At 73.0% G+C, this 17,564-nt stretch carries 17 protein-coding genes; 8 read left to right on the top strand and 9 right to left on the bottom strand.

Features of this window, described 5'->3' with window-relative positions; translation table 11 throughout:
* Positions 1 to 81: 81 nt before the first annotated feature.
* The 3 genes from ACFVVU_RS22820 to ACFVVU_RS22830 form a co-directional block, all read right to left on the bottom strand.
* Positions 82 to 1,458 carry a flavin monoamine oxidase family protein gene (locus tag ACFVVU_RS22820; protein WP_387791858.1) on the bottom strand — a complete coding sequence of 459 codons (1,377 nt, stop codon included), beginning with the start codon at positions 1,456 to 1,458 and terminating at the stop codon, positions 82 to 84.
* Positions 1,455 to 1,697 carry a phosphopantetheine-binding protein gene (locus ACFVVU_RS22825; RefSeq protein WP_380684388.1) on the bottom strand — a complete coding sequence of 81 codons (243 nt, stop codon included), beginning with the start codon at positions 1,695 to 1,697 and terminating at the stop codon, positions 1,455 to 1,457. The genes ACFVVU_RS22820 and ACFVVU_RS22825 overlap by 4 nt, the downstream gene beginning before the upstream one ends.
* 107 nt (positions 1,698 to 1,804) lie before the next feature.
* A complete protein-coding gene (locus tag ACFVVU_RS22830) occupies positions 1,805 to 3,337 on the bottom strand; it encodes an amino acid adenylation domain-containing protein (RefSeq protein WP_387791859.1) in 1,533 nt (510 codons plus the stop codon).
* Between the two features lie 493 nt (positions 3,338 to 3,830).
* On the opposite strand from ACFVVU_RS22830, the gene ACFVVU_RS22835 reads away from it, so the two are divergent.
* The gene (locus ACFVVU_RS22835) at positions 3,831 to 3,986 is read left to right on the top strand and encodes a hypothetical protein (RefSeq protein ID WP_380684386.1); all 156 of its coding nucleotides are present in this window, start codon (positions 3,831 to 3,833) and stop codon (positions 3,984 to 3,986) included.
* Positions 3,987 to 4,034: 48 nt separating this feature from the next.
* Here ACFVVU_RS22835 and ACFVVU_RS22840 read toward each other — a convergent pair whose 3' ends face one another.
* Positions 4,035 to 4,751 (bottom strand): chitinase, encoded by a 717-nt coding sequence (locus ACFVVU_RS22840; protein WP_380690239.1) that lies wholly within the window; start codon positions 4,749 to 4,751, stop codon positions 4,035 to 4,037.
* 346 nt (positions 4,752 to 5,097) lie between these two features.
* Here ACFVVU_RS22840 and ACFVVU_RS22845 point away from each other — a divergent pair, with 346 nt between their 5' ends.
* Positions 5,098 to 5,676 (top strand): hypothetical protein, encoded by a 579-nt coding sequence (locus ACFVVU_RS22845; protein WP_387791862.1) that lies wholly within the window; start codon positions 5,098 to 5,100, stop codon positions 5,674 to 5,676.
* 78 nt (positions 5,677 to 5,754) lie between these two features.
* Here the strand turns inward: ACFVVU_RS22845 and ACFVVU_RS22850 are convergent, their stop codons facing one another.
* A complete protein-coding gene (locus ACFVVU_RS22850; RefSeq protein WP_387791864.1) occupies positions 5,755 to 7,761 on the bottom strand; it encodes a LamG-like jellyroll fold domain-containing protein in 2,007 nt (668 codons plus the stop codon).
* 195 nt (positions 7,762 to 7,956) lie between these two features.
* Here ACFVVU_RS22850 and ACFVVU_RS22855 point away from each other — a divergent pair, with 195 nt between their 5' ends.
* The 3 genes from ACFVVU_RS22855 to ACFVVU_RS22865 all read left to right on the top strand — a co-directional run bounded on the left by ACFVVU_RS22855 (position 7,957) and on the right by ACFVVU_RS22865 (position 10,905).
* Positions 7,957 to 8,418: a pyridoxamine 5'-phosphate oxidase family protein gene (locus ACFVVU_RS22855; RefSeq protein ID WP_380685370.1), complete on the top strand. Its 462-nt coding sequence runs from the start codon at positions 7,957 to 7,959 to the stop codon at positions 8,416 to 8,418.
* Positions 8,419 to 8,576: 158 nt separating this feature from the next.
* Positions 8,577 to 9,515: a helix-turn-helix domain-containing protein gene (locus tag ACFVVU_RS22860; RefSeq protein WP_387791937.1), complete on the top strand. Its 939-nt coding sequence runs from the start codon at positions 8,577 to 8,579 to the stop codon at positions 9,513 to 9,515.
* Between the two features lie 112 nt (positions 9,516 to 9,627).
* Entirely contained in the window at positions 9,628 to 10,905 is a 1,278-nt protein-coding gene (locus ACFVVU_RS22865) for a PucR family transcriptional regulator (protein WP_387791866.1), read from the top strand.
* A gap of 32 nt (positions 10,906 to 10,937) precedes the next feature.
* On the opposite strand, the gene ACFVVU_RS22870 is transcribed toward ACFVVU_RS22865, so the two are convergent.
* Positions 10,938 to 12,071, bottom strand: coding sequence for a hypothetical protein (locus ACFVVU_RS22870; protein WP_387791868.1), 1,134 nt, complete (start codon positions 12,069 to 12,071; stop codon positions 10,938 to 10,940).
* 171 nt (positions 12,072 to 12,242) lie between these two features.
* Here ACFVVU_RS22870 and ACFVVU_RS22875 point away from each other — a divergent pair, with 171 nt between their 5' ends.
* A complete protein-coding gene (locus ACFVVU_RS22875) occupies positions 12,243 to 12,830 on the top strand; it encodes a hypothetical protein (protein WP_387791869.1) in 588 nt (195 codons plus the stop codon).
* 77 nt (positions 12,831 to 12,907) lie between these two features.
* On the opposite strand, the gene ACFVVU_RS22880 is transcribed toward ACFVVU_RS22875, so the two are convergent.
* Both ACFVVU_RS22880 and ACFVVU_RS22885 read right to left on the bottom strand, forming a co-directional pair.
* Positions 12,908 to 13,627, bottom strand: a complete 720-nt coding sequence (locus tag ACFVVU_RS22880; protein WP_387791871.1) for a hypothetical protein — start codon at positions 13,625 to 13,627, stop codon at positions 12,908 to 12,910.
* Positions 13,628 to 13,724: 97 nt separating this feature from the next.
* Positions 13,725 to 15,197, bottom strand: a complete 1,473-nt coding sequence (locus ACFVVU_RS22885; protein ID WP_387791872.1) for a PLP-dependent aminotransferase family protein — start codon at positions 15,195 to 15,197, stop codon at positions 13,725 to 13,727.
* Positions 15,198 to 15,275: 78 nt separating this feature from the next.
* On the opposite strand from ACFVVU_RS22885, the gene ACFVVU_RS22890 reads away from it, so the two are divergent.
* Positions 15,276 to 16,034 carry a GNAT family N-acetyltransferase gene (locus ACFVVU_RS22890; RefSeq protein WP_387791873.1) on the top strand — a complete coding sequence of 253 codons (759 nt, stop codon included), beginning with the start codon at positions 15,276 to 15,278 and terminating at the stop codon, positions 16,032 to 16,034.
* Positions 16,035 to 16,063: 29 nt separating this feature from the next.
* Positions 16,064 to 16,516 (top strand): GNAT family N-acetyltransferase, encoded by a 453-nt coding sequence (locus ACFVVU_RS22895; protein ID WP_387791874.1) that lies wholly within the window; start codon positions 16,064 to 16,066, stop codon positions 16,514 to 16,516.
* 137 nt (positions 16,517 to 16,653) lie between these two features.
* On the opposite strand, the gene ACFVVU_RS22900 is transcribed toward ACFVVU_RS22895, so the two are convergent.
* Entirely contained in the window at positions 16,654 to 17,163 is a 510-nt protein-coding gene (locus ACFVVU_RS22900) for a GNAT family N-acetyltransferase (protein ID WP_355367867.1), read from the bottom strand.
* Between the last annotated feature and the right edge of the window lie 401 nt (positions 17,164 to 17,564).

The raw sequence follows: 17,564 nt of genomic DNA on the forward strand, positions 1-17,564 counted from the left end.
GGGGAGCGGTGGTCGGTGGTGCTCTGGCCGTCTTGCGGTTGTGCCCGTTGTGCCGGTGTGCGTGTCGGCCGGGGCGGCGGGTCAGGCCTCGCCGTCGAGGATCTCCGCGACGACCCGGTGGCCGGAGCGGATCGCGCCCTCCAACAGGCCGAAGAACTCCGTGCTGGTCTCGGTGCCGGCCCAGTGCACCCGGCCGTGAGGCGCGGTCAGCGTCGGGCCGAGCCGCAGCCAGTCGCCGGGCCCGAAGAGTGCGGCGTAACAGCCTTTGCTGTAGGGCTCGTTGACCCAGTCGGTGACGTGGAAGCCGACCGGCTCGGGCAGCATCGGGAACAGCCGGGCGGCCTGTGCGACCGCGGCGGCACGCTGCTCGCCCGGTCCGAGGGCGGCGTAGCGGTGCGCCTCGGCGCCGGTGACGAAGCCGGTGAGCACCCCGACCGCCGAGCCGGCCGGTGAGTCGTCCACCGTGGAGAGCAGCGGGCCCTCCGCGTTGACCGACCAGCCGGAGAGCCCGTGCTCGCGCCAGACCGGTGACGGGTAGACCAGGTTGACCTTGACGGCGCAGCCGCGCCCGGTCAGCTCGCCCGCCCGGCGGGCCGGGCGAGCGGGTCCCAGGTCGAGGGCGTCGGCGAGCAGCGGCGGCAGGGCCACCACGGCGACGTCGGCCCGGTACGTCGCGCCGCGCTCGGAGTGAACGGTGACTCCGTCGGCGTCCTGGGCGACGGCACGCACCGCCGTGCCGAGCCGGACGGTGCCGTGGTGCCGCTCGGCCAGCCGGCCGGCCAGCCGCTCGCAGAGCAGGTGCGCGCCGCCCGCGATCCGGTCCTGCTGGGCGCCGCCCTCGAAGGCGTTGAGATAGCGCAGGCCGCCGCCGGAGCGCAGGTAGAAGGCCATGTGCAGGACCGAGACCTCGGCCGGGTCGGCGGCCATCATCTCGCCCAGGAAGAGCGGGAAGAACAGCCGGGCGTCCGGGTGGTCGAGGTACTGCTCGGCCCACTCGGCGGCGGTGAGGCCGTCCAGCCGCTCGGCGTCCGGAGTGAGCCAGGGCGCCTCCGGGCGGACGACGGCGGTCAGTTCGGCGAGGTGGTCGAAGAGGTCGCCGAGCGCCACCGCGTTGAGCGGCGGGAACCGGCCGTCCCGGGTGGCGTGTTCGCCGTCCGCGCGGCCGTCGTGGCCGCCCAGTGCGAAGCGGCTCGCGCCGAGCATCGTGGTCGGCGTGGTGTGGAGGCCCAACTCCTTGATGAGGTCGAGGAGTTCGGTGTGTCGTGCGCCGAGGTAGGCGGCGCCGGCGTCGATCCAGGCATCGGGCGCGACCTCGATCCCGTGCGTGCGCCCGCCGACCCGATCCCGGGCCTCCAGCACGGTGACGTCCAGCCCACGGGCCGCCAGCCCCTCGGCGGCGGTCAGACCCGCCAGTCCGGCGCCGACGACGACCGCGGAGCGCGCTCTGCCGCCGGTCATCTGATGCCCGCGATCAGCGCGACGAGGCCGGCCGGGGTGGGGGCGAGCACGAAGTCCTCGAAGGACAGCTCGACGCCGTACGTCCGGGCCAGGGCGCTCAGCACGCGGGTGGCGATGAGGGAGTCACCGCCGAGGAGGAAGAAGTCGGAGTCCGCCGCGACGTCCTCGGTCTCCAGGACGCGACGGAAGATCGCCGTCACGCCCTCGGTGTCGGCGGGGGTGGTGTCTACGCTGCTCAACGGGGTCTCCTAGGGACCGTCGGGGGTCGCGGCGCGCCGGGGGCGGCACCGCGTGAGGGTGGTGGGCCGTTCGGTGCGCGGGCCCGGGGCGCGTGAGGGCGGAAGCGTTATGGGCAGGCGGGTGCCGGTGCCGTGGTTGAAGCCGTGGTCGGGGCCGAGTGGCGGCGATGCGAGGCGGCCCGGTCGACCTTGCCGCTCGCCGTGAGCACCAGCTCCGGCACGACCGTGATCCGACTGGGCACGAGGTGGCCGGGTACCCGGTCCCGCAGATGGGCGCGGACCTCGGCGTCCAGCGTCCCGGCCGCCGCCCCGGCGCGCGGGACCACGTACGCGACGAGCGCGGAGCGCCCGGCGACGGTCGCCCCCGTCACCGCCACCGCCTGCACGCCCGGATGCCCGCCGATGTGCGCCTCCACCTCGGCCGGGTCGACCCGGATCCCGCGGATCTTGAACTCGCCGTCCATCCGGCCCTGGTGGGTCAGCACGCCGTCCGGCCCGCGGCTCACCCGGTCGCCGGTGCGGTACCAGCGCACGCCCTCGGCGTCCTCGGTGAACCGGGCCGCGGTGGCCTCCGGCAGGCCGAGGTAGCCGAGCGCCACCGCCGGTCCGCCGATCAGCAACTCGTCGTGCTCGTCGATCCGTTCGTGCACATGGGGCAGGGCGCGGCCGATCGGCACCCGGTCGCCGGCCGCCCAGGGCCGGTCCCGGACGGCGGCGAGCGGTCCGTGCAGGTCGACGGCATGGGTGATCAGCGTGGTCTCGGTGGAGCCGTAGGTGTTGAGCAGCCGGATCCGTCCGGTGTCGAGGGTGGCCCAGTCGGCCAGCCGCGCCGGGTTGGCCGGCTCGCCGCCGATCACCAGCAGCCGGACGCACCCGGGCAGCGCGGCGCCCCCCTCGGCGAGGTGCAGGACGAGCTCGTGCCAGAAGGCGGTGGGCAGGTCGAGCACGGTGATCCGCTCGCGCTCGATCATCCGCAGGAAGCGCGGGAACGACCCGCTGTGCGCCTCACGGTCCAGGACCAGCGCGGCGCCGGTGGTGAGGGTCGGCAGGATCTCCTCGAAGCAGGTGTCCCAGTTCAGCGAGGCGAACTGGAGCACCCGGTCCTCGGGGGTGAGGCCGAAGAGCGTGCGCAGCGAGTCGACGGCGGCGGAGATCGCCCGTCGCGGTGTGACGACGGGCTTCGGCTGCCCGGTCGAGCCCGACGTGAAGAGCAGATAGGCCGGCCGCTCCGGCTGTTCCGAGCCGTCCCGGGAGGTCGCGGCTAATCGGGGTAACTCGGCGGCGTCCGGCAGCGGTTCGGGATCGAGGCCGATGGCCTTCCGGCACCCGACCGCCGCCAGCATCTCCCGCTGCCGTTGCGGCGGGAACGCCGGGTCGACGGGGCAGTACGCCCCGCCGGCGGCCAGGGTGCCGAGCAGGCCGATGACGGTGTCCGGCGTATGCGTCGCCGAAACCGCCACCACGCCCGGCGCGGTGCCGATGTGTGCGGCCAAACTGCTTGCTGATTCGTTCAGTTGGCGATAGCTGAGGTCCTGTCCGTGGTGGACGATCGCCGGGCGTGCGGGATATCGGCGCACGGTTTCCGTGAACGCGTCAATCAGGTCGGAAGTGGCCCCGTGGATGTTGCGGTTATTTGTCATGCCCGCCCCAAAGAATGCCGTGCGAGCACGTGTTCGGTACTCGGCGGACCGGGACTCTACCCGCCGGGACTGCGGAGCCACAATGGTTGTTGAGGATGTCGCTTCAAGGTTGTGTGGTTGACATGTGAACGGGGTTGGCGCTACCTGGGCGGGCTCCTGGGGTCTGAGTGACTGCGGACGGTGTTCGCGGCCTCACGCTGCGCGCCGGTGGTCGGTTCACTGCTTTCCCAGGAGATCGCACACCATCCAACTCGGCTGCCATTTCCCGTCGTTCAGGAATCGTCGGTCCCGTTCACCGCCACCCGCCCGCCCGGCGCCGTGACCCGGCGGGCATTTCCGCTGCTCGCGGCCCCGGTGGCCAAGGGCGGTCATTCGCGGGGGAATTGACTCCGGGCGCTGGGCTGACGGACCGATCGGACGCCGACGGATCGTCCGCCCGGCAACCGTTCACCGCCTCCCGCTGGTCACCGCGCCCGGTCGCCAGGGTGATCGCATGGACCCGACCTTCGCGGTCCACCCGTTCGGCATGGTCGAGTTCCTGCGCCGCATCGTCCAGGAGGACTTCGACGGGTGGGAGTCCTGGCCGACCAGCATCGCGGGGGAGCTGTGGGACTGCTCGCCGCCGACCTTCGTGCACTGGCGGGCGTGACCGGGAGGCCGGTGGGCCCGGCCGCCCGGTCACGCGCCGGCCGGTGCGTCAGCAGGAGAGGTTACCGCCGCCGGTGTCGGTGCCGAGGGCGCCGACGAACTTCTTGAAGAGGTTGATCCGGTCGTCGCGCTGGGAGGGGTTCTTGCCGTCGCACTCCAGCGCGCCGTTGATGGTGCGGATGGTCTCGCCGAAGCCCTTGTTGTTGACGATGGCGTCGTGCGCGGTCATCCGGCCGGCGCCGTTCTGGGTGTTCCAGAACCAGAGCGCGGTCTTCCAGGACACCGCCGGGTCGTTCTGGGCCAGGTTGGGGTTGTGCAGCAGGTCGATGCCGAGGGCGTCGCCCGCCGCCTTGTAGTTGAAGTTCCAGCTCAACTGCAGCGGTCCGCGACCGTAGTACGCGGACTGGCCGGCCGGACAGCCGTACGGCTGCGAAGAGTCGCAGTAGTGCGAGTAGTTGGCGGTGTTCTGCTCGACGACGAACTTCAGGCCGCCGGTCTCGTGGCTGACGTTGGCGAGGAAAGCCGCCGCCTCGCGCTTGCGGGTCGGGGTGTCGCCGGTGGCCGCGAACTTCGGGTAGGCGCTGAGCGCGTCGACCAGGCCGCGGTAGGTGTAGAAGCCGTTCCGGTTCGGGAACAGCTGGTTGAACTGGGACTCGCTGACCACGAAGGAGCCGGCGGCGGAGGCCGGCGCCGTCTGGCCGGCCAGCGAGAGGGTGCTCAGCACGGCGGCCGAGGCCGCCACCGACAGGGCACGCAGAAGCTTCATCGTTCCTCGCACGGGTAGTCCGGGAATCCGGGAATCGGTTGGTGGGACGGTGCTTCGAGAGCGAAGCGCCGGACTCCATCGTGGTCCCCGATTCCTGGAATCCTTGAGTCGTGCGGCCGCAAACCACCCCTTCGGGGCGTATTCGCGTTCACTGATCTGACGAAGGCTCAATGAACTTTTCCACCAAGCGAGTTGATGGAGATGCTGAGCATGCGGTGGGCACCTTCGCGGCAGCAGCATCCGTAGCCCCCCTTCACTCGTGAACGCGTGCGTGTGCGGCCGATCATGGCCGGTTTCCCGAGCGCGGGGCAGACGGGCGGAATGCGGGTGCCTACGCTGGGCGACCATGTCTACCCCCACTTCGGCGATGAGGCGTGTGCGCCTCATCGCCGCACTGACGTTGTTCCTCGGCCTGCTGGGCTTCGGCCAGCAGGCCTTCGCCGCGGCCTCGCCCGTTCCGGCGCCCGTGCCGGCGCCCGTGTCGGCGCCCTCCTTCGCGCTGAGCCTGGACGACACCACGCTCACGCCGGGCCAGAACGGCGCGCTGTCGGTGACCTTCACCAACCGGCAGACCGGCCCGGTCACCTTCCTCTACACGACGCTCGTCGCCTCCGAGGCGGGCTCGCCGATCGCCGGCGCGCGCCGCGAGTTCACCGGGTGCACCGGTGCGAGCTGGTGCGAGGTCGCGCCCATGACGGTCCGCTTCAACCTGGTCTCACCGACGGTCCCCATCGCGCCCGGTGAGAGCCGTACCGTGACCCTGCCCTACCACTTCACGGCCGACTCGGACTGCACCATCGGCGCCCGCATGGACTTCCGCATCTACTACTTCTACTACGAGTACGGCTCGAACGGTACCTACCAGGGCAGCGAGTTCCCCGATCCGCCCGTCGTCAGCTCCCTCGTCTGCCCGACCGCACCGTAACGCCGCCCCCGCCCGCAGGACCGGTGGCACGCGGAGCGGGGAGCCGGCCGGCCCCCCGCTCCGCGGCCGCGGCCGACCTCAGGCGGTCATGAACTCCCGCACCCGCAGGGCGCGCTTGACGATCCGGACGTCGCCGATGTGCCCGTGGAACACCTTGTCCAGCACACCCGCGTACGCGTAGCCGCCCAGCATCCACGGCCGGCCCAGCGTCGCCAGCCCCACGGCCGGGGTCGACGGGTTGCGGGCCACCTCGCAGCCGTCGACGTACATCCGGCTGAGCTTGCCGTCGTTGACGACCGCGACGTGCCACCACCGGTCCAGGGGCAACTGGTGGCCCCAACAGGTCGACGCCCCGGTCTGGTTGAGCGGGTAGACGCACCACTGCAGGGCGGGCGCCTCGGAGAGGCTGAGGGTGACGACGGGCTCGTCCGCGTCCGTGCCCGGGCCGCTGCGGCCCGCCTCGCTCGCCGTCCCCCACCGGCTGAGCAGGGCGGACCAGCGGCTCTGCCCGGAGTCCCAGTCGGCGGGCAGCTTGCAGAAGGCCTCGACGGTGAAGCCGCGCTCGAAGGTCTCCCGGTTCAGCGGCGCGGTGGGCGCGGTCTCCAGGTAGCCGCCGCGCACCGGCGAGCGGGTGCCCTTGAACAGCAGGCTGCCGTGGCCCGGCTGGTCCGGGTGGTGCTCGGCGGACCAGGTGAGCGCGCCGTCGGGCGTGCCCGGGGCGCTGCGCCAGAGCAGGTCGTTGCCCTGCCCGGTGAGGTCCTTGACGACCTGCTGCGGGGCGAGCGCCGTGCCGTCGCCGCCACCGCCGTCGAAGCGCCAGTACGCCACCGTGTCCCGGACCAGCAGTTCGGCCGCCCGGCGGGCCGGGCGCTGCGGGACGGGCGCGAAGCCCGCGAAGCGCCGGTCGAAGTCGATCGCGAGCGAGAAGCGGTCCACGTCCGAGGTCAGCTCGACCTGCTGCGCTGCCAGGGTGTTGCGCTCCTCGGCCGCGATCTCCTGGATCCACGGCGAGAAGGTCGATACGTCGACGGTGTTCCGGTCCAGGTCGAAGCGGTACGCCCGGATCATCGCGGCGCCGCCGTAGTAGCGGTCCTGGTAGTTGGTGATGTGGACGTGCACGTCGTGGCCGGCCTTGTTGCGCAGCACGGTGCGTCCGGGCGGCCAGTAGTGGCCGTTGACGGTGAGGAAGATCTGGTCGTTGCCACTGATCAGCCGGTCCCAGAGCTTCTTGCCGTAGCCGGACAGCTCGGCCCGGCCGGCGTCGTCGGCGTACGCCAGGTCGTGGGTGGTCAGGATCACCGGCACCTTGGGGTTGGCGGCGATCACCGCGTTGGCCCAGGCGAAGCCGGCGTCCGAGAGCCGCCAGTCCAGCGAGAGCAGCATCCACGGGCGGCCGCCCGCCGTGAAGACGTGGCAGGTGTTGTACCCGTCCGGGCTGGAGCCGTGGTAGCCGGAGGTGCGGGCGGCCCGCGCCTTGCCGAAGGTCTCCAGGTACGGGGTGCTGCCGCGCTGGTCGTCGGTCGAGGAGCGGACGTCGTGGTTGCCGGCGAGCACGCCGTAGGCCGCGCCGGCGTCGTCCAGCCGGCCGAACACCTTGGAGACGGCGGCGAACTCGGCGGGCAGCCCGTTCTCGGTGACGTCGCCGAGGTGGGCCAGGAAGACGATGTTGTCGTCCGTGCCGTCCTCCCGGTTGACCCCGCCGTCGAGCACGTAGCGGATCGAGGCCTCCACCGGCGCCGGGTGGATCCGGTCCTGGTCGAACAGGTACTGGGTGTCCGGCATGACGACGACGGTGAACCGCCGGGCGTCCGGGTCCGGCTGCCAGCGCCCCTTCTTCGCCTTCTCGGCCTTCTCCGCCTTCGCCGGCTTTGCCGCACCGTCCGCCTTCGCCGGGTCCGCCCCGGGCTCGGCCGCCTGAGCGGGCCCCGCGCCGAGCAGGCCGAGTCCCACCGTCCCGACCCCGGCCCCGAGGAGGCCCGCCCCGCGCAGGAACCGGCGCCGGCCCGCCGCCGCCGGCCCGTCCCCGTCGAGGTCGGCGGTCCGCGGGCACCCGCACTCGTGCCCGGACTCGTGGATGTCGTGCATGTTCGCTCCCGAAGTGGTGTGGGCCACGACGGTAGGGACCGGTTCTGGTCGGAGACCATCGACCGGGCCACACGCCGCTGAACAGCGGTGGAACCCGACGGGCGCCGTGGGGCCGGGCTGAGGGTTCATCGGTCGCTGGGCGTAGGTCCCGCGCCGCAGGCGGGGCGCGGGTCGGCGTGGTTAGGGTCGGGTCTCATGGAGAGCACGGGAATTGTCCGCCGCGAAACGGCGGAGCGTAAGCGCGAGACCCTGGAACGGCTCGTCACCGAAAGGGATGTCTGGGTGTCGACGGCCCACCCCGACCACGGGCCGCACCAGGTGCCGCTGTGGTTCCGGTGGGACGGTCAGGCGGTGTGGGTGTGCACCGGTGCCACGTCCGTGACCGTGCGGAACGTGCGCAAGGAGCCGCGCGTGCGCCTCGCGCTGCCGGACACCGCCGACGTGATCATGCTCCAGGGCGAGGCGCAGTGCTTCCCGGACCACGAGGTCCCCGCGGCCGCGGCGGCGGGCTTCCTGGAGAAGTTCGGGTGGGACCCACGGACGGAGGAGAGCCCGTATCTGTACATCCGGGTGGTCCCGAGCACGGTGCGGGCCTGGCGCGGCGAGCGGGAACTGCGCGGGCGCGTCATCATGCGGGACGGAGTGTGGCTGGAGTAGCGGGGTCCGCGCCGCCCGCCGTACGCGCTCGCGCGCGGGGGCCGGGAAGGTGTGCGGGGTTCCCGCTGTTGGCCGGTGCGACAGACCGTCCGAATCCGGCCTTCCTGGGAGAAAGTGTGCTGCTGCTCGACCTCCACACCGTTCCGCCACGTGAGCGCGTGGAGGCGTTCCGTCATGCGTTGACGGACTCGTTGGTGCCCAACGACATCGCCCACGAGGAGGGGGAGACCGGGATCCACGCCCGCATGGAGCTCTGGCAGGTCGGCGGGCTGAACCTCTTCGCCACCCGGAACTCGGGCTTCGAGGTCCGGCGGACGGCCCAGCACGTCCGCCACCACCGGGAGAGCCCCGTGGTCTCGGTCTCGCTCCAGCCCCTGGGCGTGCACCGGGCCGAGGTCGCGGGCCGGCGGGAACTCCTCGGGTCCCACGACATCTGCGTCTTCCACGAGCTGTCGCCCCGCACGTACGGCTGGTCCGGGGACGGCGCCTCCCAGGCCCTCATGTTCGACATGGACCGCCTCGGTGTGCCGGTGGAGACGGTGGAGCGGGCGTCCCTGCGCTTGCGCGCCAGCCCGCTGCACGGCCTGGTGCTGCAGCACCTGCGGGGCCTGTGGCACGATCCGGGCCGACTGGAGGCCGACCCCGGCGCGGAGGCCCTGGCGTCCGCCACCACGGAGCTGGTGCGCGCGCTGCTGCTCTCGGCCGCGCACGTCGAGGAGAGCGTCGAGGTCAGGTCGACGATGGACGAGACCCTGCTCACCCGGGTCATGGCCTACGCGCGGGCCCACCTGGCGGACCGTGACCTGACGCCGGAGCGGATCGCGGCGGAGCACGCCGTCTCGGTCCGCCGCCTCTACACCCTGCTCAGCGGGGCGGGCATCAGCCTGGAGCAGTGGCTCATCGAGGAGCGGCTCGGGAAGGCTCGGCGCATGCTCGCCTCCGCCCGGTACGACCGGCTGACCGTCGCCGCCGTCTCCGCCCGCTGCGGGTTCAGCAGCCCGAGCCACTTCAGCCGCCGCTTCCGGGCGGCCCACGGGGTGTCCCCGAGCGAGTGGCGGCGGCTCCGTGGCGTGGTGGCGTCTCCGCCACGAGGCTGAGTGCCGACCCTCACGCTGCGGACAGGGACAAGAACCTTGCACCGTGGGGCATCGCGGTGGTGCCAGCGTGTCCTGAGAACGAACGGGACAGCGCGCGCGAACGGGGACCGCCATGACCGAACGGTGGCTGCGGGCCCCCTGCGGCAGTACCGCGCTGCAGGCGCTGATCGAGGACCTCGCGGAGTCGCTCCGGCGGTCCGTGACCCTGGTCGACCCCTCGGTCAGGCGGATCTGCTCCAGCCGCCACTTCGACGACGCGGACCCGGTCCGCGTCCACAGCCTGCTGTACGGACAGGCATGCGGCGAGGTCGCGCGTCACGTCCTGGACCAGGGCGTCGCGCGGTGGTCGAGGCCGGGGTTCCTCGACGGCCGGGACGATCTCGGCCTGCTTCCCCGCTACTGCGTGCCGCTGCGCGAGCGCGGCCACTTCTTCGGCCTGCTGACGGTCATCGCGCCGGAGGGCCGGCTGACCCCGGAGGAGAGCGAGGCGATCGCCCGGGTGACCCCCGCCGTCGTCGGCCAGCTGTACGCCGACCGCCTCGCGGCCGAGGAGGAGCGGACCGGGCACCAGGAGCTCCTGCTGTCGCTGCTGGGCCCGGACGCCGCCACGCGCGCCGGGTCCCGACAGCGGCTGCTCGACGACGCGCTGCTCCCGGACGCCCCCCACGCGGTGGTCGGCGTGGTGCGGGTGAGGCGTTCCCAGCTGCCTGCCGGGCAGGTGACGACCGCGCTCCACGGCGCCCTGGAGGACCTCGGCCGCACCCGGTCGGTGAGCGCCGCCTTCGCGGTCTCCTCGCACCGGGCCGTCCTGCTCCAGCTCGCCGACCGGCCGCTGACCCAGGGCGCCCTCCGGGAGCAGTCCGCGCGCCTCCTGGACGCCCTCGGCACCCGGCTGGGCGCCTCGGCCGAGCCCGTCATCGGCATCGGCGGCCGACAGACGGGCCTCACCGGCGCGCGGACCTCCTACGAGCAGGCGCTCGTCGCGGTGCGCGCGGCCCGCCGGATGCCCGGACTGGAGGGCATCGGCTCCTGGGAGGACCTCGGCGAGTTCGCCGTGCTGCTGCAACTGCCGGACCACGCCCTGAACGAGTCACTGCTCCCGAGGCCGCTGCGCACCCTCCTGGAATCGGGCAACGGGCCCCGGCTGGAGGAGACCCTGCGGTGCTTCCTCGACCACGCCGGGTCGATGCCCAGGACCGCCGAAGCGCTCCGGGTCCACCGCACCTCGCTGTACTACCGGCTGCGGCAGATCCAGGAGATCACTGGGCTCGACCTGAACAACGGCGCGGACCGCACCACCCTGCACCTGGGCCTGCGCATCCGCGAACTCCTGTTGTCCGTCGGGCCGCGCCACACCACCGACGGCTCCCATCGGGCCCAAGCCGCCTGACGGCGCTCCGTGTCGAGGGAGGCGGTGCCGCGTCAGCCGGCCATGCCCTGCTGCTTGTCCTTCACGGCCCGGCGGCCCCGGCCCGTCTCGGTCTTGGACCTGGCCGCGGCGAGCCCCCGGGCGGAGTGGAAGGCCGTCACAGGGTCGGCGCGGTCGGTCCAGGGCGCGGCGCCGCACCACGGGCCGAGCCGCCGGAACTGGTCGAGCGCCGCGTCCCACATCCTCGCCCGGACCAGGTGGTGGGCCAGCAGGTGTCGCAGCGGCGGGAGGTACGGGTCGTGCTCGGGTACCAGCGCGAGTGCGTTCGCGGTGGTGGTCAGCCGTCGGCGTTCGAACAGGGCCCTGAACGGTTCCTCCCGGGGGCGGGCCTTCCCCCGCTCGTACAGCGCGTGCAGCATCAGGCCCGCCAGCGGGCTGCCCGTGGGCGCGTTGCGCACCGCGCGGCGGGCGAAGCGCATCATCGCGCGGTCGGAGCCGTGCCACTTGGCGCACCAGTACTGGAGGGCCTGCCAGTGCGCGTCGTAGTGGTGCGGTGCCCGGGCGGTCAGTTCGGCCCAGAGCTCGCGGAACCGCGCGCGGCGGTACCCGGCGCCGCGCGCGGCGGTGACCATGACGACCCAGGGGTTCGGGTCCGCCGGGTCGAGCAGGGCCGCCCGGCGGGCCGCCTCGATGGCCGCGGGAAGCTGGGCGCGGAAGCTCGCCATGGCTGCCCGGGGCACCTGGCGGACGGTGCCGCTGCCGCGGGTCCGCCAGGCGCGTCGCACCATGAGATCGGCCTCGACCACCGCCGCGTCGCAGCAATCGGGTTCGGCCGTACGCCACTTCCGCAGCCAGGTGTCGTCCGTGAGGGCGATCGCGACCAGCAGTCCCACGCGCGACCAGCGTTCGTCCCAGTCCTGCCCGGCTGCCGCGACGTACCCGGCGGCCGGCCGCCAGTCGTCCTTCAGCGCGGCGTCGGCGATCGCCTGCGTCTCCCGCGCTCGCGCGCCGGACGGGGGCGGTCCGGCCTGGTCCGGTATCAGTGCGGCGCGAGGCGGCATGCCGTACGCGGTCGGGTCGAACTCCGTCCGGATCCAGCTCCGGGTCCGGTTGCCGGCGAGGCCGACCACGACGGTGATCACGATGATCGCCGCGGTGAGGATCACCGCGAGCACTTCCGAGGTCACAGCGGCCCTCCGGTGCGTGTTGGAGGCGGCCGTTCGACCGCAGCGCATCATGGCACACCCCCACCCGCATGTGATCGGCGGGAGTCCCTGGCCGTCTCCTCGACGGCCTCCCGTAGGGTGGGCTGACCAGCCGTCACCATGAAGGACACGCAAGGAAGAACGGATCGATCGATGAATCCGCACCGCTCGATCGCCGCCTGGTCGGCCGGTCTTCTCGCGAGCGTCCTGCTCAGTGCGTGCGGCGGAGCGCCCGAGCCCCGCCCGGCGTCGCCGATCGACGGGCGCACCTACTCCGCGCTGCAGACTTTGGAATCGGCGCTCGGGGAACAGGGGCGTGCGGACTTCAAGGACACCTTCGGCGCACTCCAGCTGGACCCGGCCGGGCGGCACGTCATCCTCTTCGCGACCGACGAGGGCCGGGCGCGGACCCTGATCGAAGCGGCTGCGGCGGCGCACCCGGGCATCGAGACGTCCCACACGCTCATCCGGAAGTGCCGGTACTCGCGAGGAACGGTCGACCCCGCGCTCGACCGGATCGCGGCGGCGGCCGAGTCGAACAGGCTCCCGGCTCCCGTCCACTCCGTCGCCATGCTTCCGGACGGATCCGGCATCAAGGTCGCCACCACGAAGGCGGGCGCGACGTCGAAGGAGCTGAAGGATGCCGTCGCCGAGCTGGCCGCCGGCATCAGCGTGTCGTACGAGGAGAGCCCGCCGATCGTCAGCCTCGACGCCACCGCCACGATGAGCCGACCGACGTAGGAGGCCGACACCCGCCTTCTGTAGGGGTTTCGGGCGTGGGAAGTCGGCCCGTCCGACTTCCCGTGCGCGGCGCGGGGTCAGTCGTTCCAGGTGATCGCGGTGGCGGTGGCGGTCACGATCAGCCAGAGGAGGACGGGGAGGGCGGGGAGGAGACCGGATGGCAGGGGCAGCCACATGAAGGCCATGCCGCTGAGGAAGGCCAGGCCGGCGGCGGCGCCGCCGACGGTGGCGAACCGGGCCGGGCTCGGGCCCAGCCGGGGCCAGGACAGGCCGTGGGAGGTGAGTGCGGTTCCCAGGCCGACCAGGAGGACCATTCCGAAGTAGACCGTGACGGACGGGTGCGGGGTGTTGACGTGGTGCCCCCGGTAGGCGATCGCGGCCACCCGCCCCCGGAAGACCGTCAGGTCCACGGTCGCGCCGATCTCCACGTCCTCGTAGAGGGCCTTGCCGACCTCGTAGCTGCTGGTGGGGGCCGCCTCGCGCAGCACGGTCAGCCTGTGCTCCTTCTCGGGGTCGTCGGCGGAGGGGCCGGAGCCGCGGTGGACGGCCTTGGCCGTCACCTTGCCCGGTTCGTGCCGCACGCAGCGCGTGTCGGGCCCGTGCGCCTCCGCCGTGCTGCACGGCGGGGCGGCGCGGTAGGCGTTCATTCGCATGTCGGCGTCGGCGAACCAGGCGAAGCCGAGAGCGGTGGTGGTCAGTCCCGCCAGGACGAGCAGGGCCGGTATCAGTCGGCGGGCGGCGGGTCCGGAGAGCCGGAACCGGCCCGGAGGCGTCGTCTTCCTGATTCGAGAATTCATGGCAACCCCCTGGGGGAATGGTCCCAGGGAAGCCGTCGGCGGGGGAGTGGAACGAAGGAAGCCGTGGCGGGGACTTCGATGTTCCGCGGTTCGGGGGTCAGGCCAAGGCCCTTGCCAAGTGGGAGAGTTGGCGAAGCCCGGGGGCGAACGCCGATTCGGGGGTGTTGCCGTACCCCAGGACGAGTCCGTTGGGGGCGGTGTCGGGGTTCAGGGAGTGCGGGGACAGCGGCCGGGGGGCCAGCCGGTGGCGGCGGGCGGCGTGGGCGAGCGCCCGGTCGGGAACGTCCGGTGGCAGTCGTACGGTCAGGTGCATCCCGCTGTCCCCGCCGGTCACGGTGTGCGGCACGTCGAAGTGTTCGACCAGCGCCGCCCTGAGCACGTCGCGCCGGCGGCGGTAGAGGCGGCGCATGCGGGCGAGGTGCCGGCCGTACTGGCCGCTCTCCATGAAGTGCGCGAGGGCGAGTTGCTCGTGGCGGTGCCCGCCGCGCAGCAGCTCGTCCACCACCGGTGCCGCCCGGCCGACCAGTTGCTCGGGCAGCACGAGGAACCCCAGCCGCAGGGAGGGGAAGAGGGTCTTGCTGAAGGTGCCGACGTAGAACACCGGCGCGGCGGGTGTCAGGCCCTGCATGCAGGCGAGGGGTTCGCCGCTGTGGCGGAACTCGCTGTCGTAGTCGTCCTCGATGATCCAGGCGCCGTGCCGTCTGCACTTCTCGATCAGGTCGAGGCGTCGGGCCGCGGTGAGGACCGCGCCCGTCGGGTACTGGTGGGCGGGGGTGGTGCAGACGAGGCGGGGCGGGCGGTCCGTCCAGTCGGACGCGGAGGTTCGCAGGCCGTCCCGGTCGACCGGGACGGGGACGACGGTCAGGTCGCCGCCGGCGAGCGCGGTCTGCGCGCCCCGGTAGCCCGGGTCCTCGACCCAGGCGATGTCCCCCGGGTCGGTGACCAGCCGCACGCACAGCGAGAGCGCCTCCTGCGCCCCTTCGGTGATGACGACCTGCTCCGGGGCGCAGCGCATGCCGCGGGCGAGGGCGAGGTGGCGCAGGACGGCCGTGCGCAGGGCCGGTTCGCCGCGCGGCGGGCCGTACCCCAGCAGCTCGGTGCCGCCCCGCAGGAGCACCCGGTCCAGGGAGCGCCGCCAGGCCGCGAGGGGGAACTGGGCCAGGGCGGGGACGCCCGAGGCGAAGGCGAAGGAGTCGACGCCGCCGGGGTCGCGGTTGCGGATCCGCTCGGCACGCCGCCCCAGGGTTGCCGGGGCGGGGTGCGCGCGGTCCGCCGGTTCGGGGCGGGCCAGTGCGGCGACCCGGGTGCCCTGCCGGCTGGGCTCGATGTATCCCTCCGTGCCCAGCACGTCGTAGACGAGCGTCACGGTGTTGCGCGACACCCCGAGGCCCTCGGCCAGGGCGCGCGAGCCCGGCAGGCGGCTGCCCGCCGGGAGCCGGCCGTCGAGGACGGCGGCCCGCAGGCGGTGCAGCAGCTGCTTCTGCAGGGAGTCCCCGCCGCGCGTGCGGGACAGCGGTTCGTGGAGCAGGAAGTCGAGTTGCGGCCCGAGGGTCTCACGTCGTGGCTCCATGGAACGACCGTACCGTGGACCTTATCGAGGGTCCACACGGTCCCTAGCCTGGAAGGACCGGCATACCAGGAGAAGAACATGTCCGCACGTCCCAACGAATACGGCCAGCCCGTCGGCCACCCCCTGCCCGGCTGGACGGCGCGCCCGGCGCCCGCCCGGGTCACCCTTGAGGGCCGCTTCTGCCGGGTGGAACCCCTGGACGCGGACCGCCACGCCGACGACCTGTACGCCGCCTACGCCCTCGCGGCGGACGGCGCGGACTGGACGTACATGACGTCCGGCCCGTTCGACGGCCCGGCCGACTACCGCGCCCACGTGACGGCGGAGACGCGGGCGGACGACCCCCTGCAGTACGCGGTCGTCGACCCGCGCACCGGGCGGGCCGTGGGCACCCTCGCCCTGATGCGGCAGGACCCGGCCAACGGCGTCGTCGAGGTCGGCAGCGTGACCTTCTCCCCGCTGCTGAAGCGGACCCCGCTGTCCACGGAGGCCCAGTTCCTGCTGATGTCCTACGCCTTCGACGGGCTCGGCTACCGCCGCTACGAGTGGAAGTGCGACAGCCTCAACGAGCCCTCGCGCAGGGCGGCCGTGCGGCTGGGCTTCACCTTCGAGGGGATCTTCCGCCAGGCCGTGGTCTACAAGGGCCGCAGCCGCGACACCGCCTGGTACTCCGTCGTCGACACCGAGTGGCCGGAGGTCGGCGGGGCGCTGCGGCGGTGGCTCTCGCCCGACAACTTCGACGGGGAGGGCCGGCAGAAGCGGTCCCTTACCGACCTCCGCGCCGCCGCGGGGGACCTCAGCGGAGAGCCGCCCGCGCACCGCGCAAGCACCAAGTAAGCATGCACCACGTAAGGAAAGAGCACCACATGACCACGAACGCCCCGACCGTCCGCCCCCTCGCCGCAGCCGACGAAGCCCGCTGGCGCGTGCTGTTCCGCCAGTACCGTGCGTTCTACCGGCTGGAGGAGTCCGAGGAGGTCGTCTCCCGCGCCTGGGCCTGGCTGACGGATCCCGGGCACGAGTGCGACGCCCTCGTCGCGGAGGTCGACGGAGCCGTCGTCGGATTCGCGCACCACCGCCCCGTCCCGTCCCCGTACACCGGGACGACGGGCATCTTCCTCGACGACCTGTTCACCGATCCCGCGGTCCGGGGGCGGGGCGTCGGACGGGCGCTCATCGAGCAGCTGCGCGCACTCGCCGCCGCCGAGGGGCGAACCTTCGTGCAGTGGGTCACCGCCGAGGACAACCACCAGGCCCAGGCGCTGTACAACACCCTTGCCGAGCGCACGACCTGGGTCACGTACGAGACCGGCGTCTAGCCCGGAGACCGCCCGCTGCCCGCTGCGGCGGGCAGCGGGCGGTCTGAACGGGTGGGTTGCGGTCGGCCGGGCAGGTGAAGAGCCGCAGCGCCCACCTGCGCGCCCGTGCCGGCTGACCGCCGCGCCACCGCCGGGGCTCAGGCCAGATCGCCGCGCGGGTCCAGGACCCAGTGGTTGGACCGGATGACCCGGTCCCCGAAGGGCGTGTCCTGCTCGCCCAGGAGGCGGAAGCCCAGCGTGCGGCAGATGCCGTTGGACGGGGCGTTCGTCGTCGCCGGGTAGGCGTGCACGAGCCCCCACCGGCCGTCCTCGCGGGCCTGCTCCAGCAGGGTGTGGACCGCCCGCTTGCCCAGCCCCCGCCCCTGGAACTCCGGCAGCACCATCCACCCGATCTCGGTGGTCCGCTCGTCCCCGCTCCCCTGCATCCACAGGTTCACGGCCCCGGCGACCACGTCCGGCGCCGCCGCGTCGGGCACGATCATCTTGATCCAATCCGTGCCCGCCGCCACCCGCTCGATGTCCCGGCCCACCCTCGACGCCATTCCCTCCCGGGGCTGCGGACCGCCCAACTCGGCCATCATGAGCGGGTCGCACCGCATCCGGACGTAGGCGTCGACGTCGCCGTGCCCGACATCGCGAAGCAGCATCTGTGATCACCTTTCAGTCGTGAACGCGCCCGTACCGTACCGATCATGACACTGATCGGCAGGCGGTTCCGGTGACCTTCCGCTACGCGACGAGGTGCCCCACCGAGGCCACCGGGCCGTCCCGGCGGGGCGCGGCCGGCGTCAGGGGAGCAGGGACTTCGTCCGGAAGTCCGTAGGGGGGCATGCCGTAGGCGTCGCCGGGACCGGACAAGCGATCGGTCAGCTACGTGTTCACCAGTGGCGGCCTCGCCCCGCTCTCCTGCTCGTAGGTGAGGCATCCGCAGCGGTCTCGGGCGTGGGGAGTCGGTTGGGGCGGCATGCCACCCCCCGGGGTGGGGGGGGTTGATGGGGTACCCACCGGCGCCGGGGGGGGCCCGGGAGTGTTAACCCCCAGGGGGAAC

The organism is Kitasatospora sp. NPDC057965 (assembly GCF_042887135.1).
GTDB lineage: Bacteria > Actinomycetota > Actinomycetes > Streptomycetales > Streptomycetaceae > Kitasatospora.